The sequence below is a fragment of the Eubacterium aggregans genome (assembly GCF_900107815.1).
Lineage (GTDB): Bacteria > Bacillota > Clostridia > Eubacteriales > Eubacteriaceae > Eubacterium_O > Eubacterium_O aggregans.
In genome coordinates this window covers 1-2,568 of sequence record NZ_FNRK01000053.1, presented here as the reverse complement: position 1 = coordinate 2,568, position 2,568 = coordinate 1, and the positions used below count along the sequence as shown (strand labels likewise).

Genomic DNA, 2,568 nt, shown 5'->3' with positions numbered 1-2,568 from the left:
TTCGAAAAATGGTTTGAACGGGTATCTTCTCTGCAAGCGGCCTAGCTTACAGAATCACTCATTTTAAGCTGTGCTTTTTATTGACATAGGACCATATGGCCGATTACCAGGAAACCATTCCGAAGCCCATCACCACCCGTTTCTGCCACCACAACACCGCCAATGCCTTTTTGGTCTATTATGCTGCCCAATGTGCGGAGCAGGGCATCCCCTTTAGCGTAACCGGAGATATCCCCGTGGCCCTTCCCATTTCCGAAAGCGATCTTGGCGCACTCATTGGCAACCTCCTTGAAAATGCTTTAGAAGCGATTCTCCGGGACTTGTCCCTGGAGGGCGGCATCGCTTTTTCTGCCCAGCTCATGAACGGTAGCCTTGCTATTCTGGTGGATAACCCCACCGCCACCCTCCCCACCTATACCCGGGATGGCAGCCTCCACTCTACCAAGCACCACGGCCCAGGCATTGGCACGGCCTCCATTTGTCACATTGTCAAGCGTTATAACGGGGATTGTCGCTTTGAAGTGGTGGACGGATTTTTTAGAGCATCCGTGCGTTTACCCATCCTCCCGGCGCCTCCACCCGCATAGTATTCTGATTTTTCTTGTTTTTTTACAAAAAAGACTTTACAAGTGGCACTCCTTTGGCTATAATAAATAAGCGTTCGACATTCGGACGACGTGTGATCCCGTAGCTCAGCTGGAAGAGCGCTACCTTGACATGGTAGAGGTCGTTGGTTCAAGCCCAATCGGGATCACCATTTTTTTATACAACTGAACCCCTGATCCTGTAGCTCAGCTGGGAGAGCGCTACCTTCACACGGTAGAAGTCGTTGGTTCGAGTCCAATCAGGATCACCAGATTGACCTTTATACGCCCTTTTTAGGGCTTTTTTAATTTGCAGGCTAAGGATGACGCATCCAAAATGCGAGAAAAGAGATAGAGGGTTAATACTGTGAATCTTGTGATCTGCGATGATGATGCCTTATTTCTAAAAAAAATTAAACGATCAACTTCTCACATTTCCAAAAGTTGATCGTTTAAATATTCATATTTTTCAATTTACATCAGGTAGCGATTTATTGCTCTGGTATATCCAAAAGAACCATGATATCGATCTTTTATTCATCGATATTGAAATGCCCGGATATAATGGGCTTGAGGTCATTAAACACTTACGAAAAAGCAAATGTCATTGCCAAATCGTTGTTATTTCTTCTTATAAAGAATATGTCTTCCAATCCCTTGACTACGAAATCAGCCATTATTTAGTCAAACCCTTTGATGATTACAAAATTGAATCTGTGACTAATCTTGCCATTGAAAAGTTTATGCTTTCCCGTAAAGCAATTGAGATTTATGATGGGCCCGAGCATATCGTATTACTCGTGAAAAACATTATTTTCATTGAATCGAATCTATTTAATCTCACATTTTATACTACCCGAGGTCCATTTTATACTAAAGGAAGAATACGAAATTACCAAAAGCTATTGCAGCCCTATCATTTTTTGAGGACTCACAAAAGCTACCTGGTCAATATGTCGTTCATCCTTGGGTATAAACACCACATCTTCAAACTTTCTGGTGGATATGAAATTGAAATCAGCCATACCAATCGTGCAGCAATCATTGAGCATTACAATGCATTTCTAAGACAGCACCTTGTACGATGAGCGATTCTGCCTTCTTCATGACCTTTCTTTTATTTCTCATTAAAGATTTGACCCAAAATAGCAAGTACCGCAACCCACAACAAGGTAACACTAATGGCAAATGCATACTGAATTTGATTCATTCCCATGAGTATTGCTGTAACAACGAGATAAACAACGGAATATCTTAGAACCTTGTTCCGGTTTTCCTGTTTTTGTCGCTCAGTTAGAACCTTGTTCTTATGTGTTACGGGCGTTAATAACCACGCAGTTATACAGAAAACAAGCGCACCAACCACCGTTCCATATCCCTGTAGTGCTAGTGGGAAGTTCTTCATAACAACTAAATACGCAGCAAACATAAAGATCGTCTTGCAAAAACAGCTGAATCGTGTTTTTGCATGGTAGATGCCAACCAGCCTGGCTAAAGAAATATAAACGACACAATACAGAAATCCTTTTAGGATTTCATGAGAAAACACCGCTAGTAATGCCATAAAGACTAGATTTATTAATAAGAAGATTAGTTCTTCAAGACCAAATTTTATTTCAATTTCTTTTTCTTCTGATATGACACCTTCTTTCAAACAAATTGCAGTGATACAGTTTGCAATATGATTAATCATGAGCTTTTCTTTTTTAATTCTTCAGGAATTTCTGGCTGATAACTAAAAAACAAGCATGAGTCTGAGCTTTGTACTAGGCAAACAACTAAAGCAGACAGTAAACACATATTTCTTAGTAAAAAAGTTTTGATTTTTTTCATTTTTTACTCCTTTTTATTTGATAATATCCCTTTGAATTTCAAAACTAAATACATTTTGAGTATTCCAATGTAATTGTGCGCCATTTCCGATAATCCAGAGCAGGTGTTTCCAATATTTCACAGCACCCTTTTCCGGAGCCAGTGCAGTTGC

4 protein-coding genes and 2 tRNA genes are annotated in these 2,568 nt (G+C 40.4%); 4 read left to right on the top strand and 2 right to left on the bottom strand.

Annotated features, from left to right (window positions below; genetic code table 11):
- Positions 1-95: 95 nt before the first annotated feature.
- The 4 genes from BLW33_RS13855 to BLW33_RS13840 all read left to right on the top strand — a co-directional run bounded on the left by BLW33_RS13855 (position 96) and on the right by BLW33_RS13840 (position 1,672).
- Positions 96-587: an ATP-binding protein gene (locus BLW33_RS13855; protein ID WP_090310054.1), complete on the top strand. Its 492-nt coding sequence runs from the start codon at positions 96-98 to the stop codon at positions 585-587.
- A 94-nt stretch (positions 588-681) separates the two neighbouring features.
- Positions 682-757, top strand: a tRNA-Val gene (locus BLW33_RS13850).
- A 23-nt stretch (positions 758-780) separates the two neighbouring features.
- A tRNA-Val gene (locus BLW33_RS13845) sits at positions 781-856 on the top strand.
- A gap of 186 nt (positions 857-1,042) precedes the next feature.
- Positions 1,043-1,672: a LytR/AlgR family response regulator transcription factor gene (locus BLW33_RS13840; RefSeq protein ID WP_341456164.1), complete on the top strand. Its 630-nt coding sequence runs from the start codon at positions 1,043-1,045 to the stop codon at positions 1,670-1,672.
- Between the two features lie 29 nt (positions 1,673-1,701).
- Here BLW33_RS13840 and BLW33_RS13835 read toward each other — a convergent pair whose 3' ends face one another.
- Both BLW33_RS13835 and BLW33_RS13830 read right to left on the bottom strand, forming a co-directional pair.
- Positions 1,702-2,277 (bottom strand): accessory gene regulator B family protein, encoded by a 576-nt coding sequence (locus tag BLW33_RS13835; RefSeq protein ID WP_090310049.1) that lies wholly within the window; start codon positions 2,275-2,277, stop codon positions 1,702-1,704.
- Positions 2,274-2,417, bottom strand: a complete 144-nt coding sequence (locus BLW33_RS13830) for a cyclic lactone autoinducer peptide (RefSeq protein WP_090310047.1) — start codon at positions 2,415-2,417, stop codon at positions 2,274-2,276. The genes BLW33_RS13835 and BLW33_RS13830 overlap by 4 nt, the downstream gene beginning before the upstream one ends.
- Positions 2,418-2,568 lie beyond the last annotated feature (151 nt).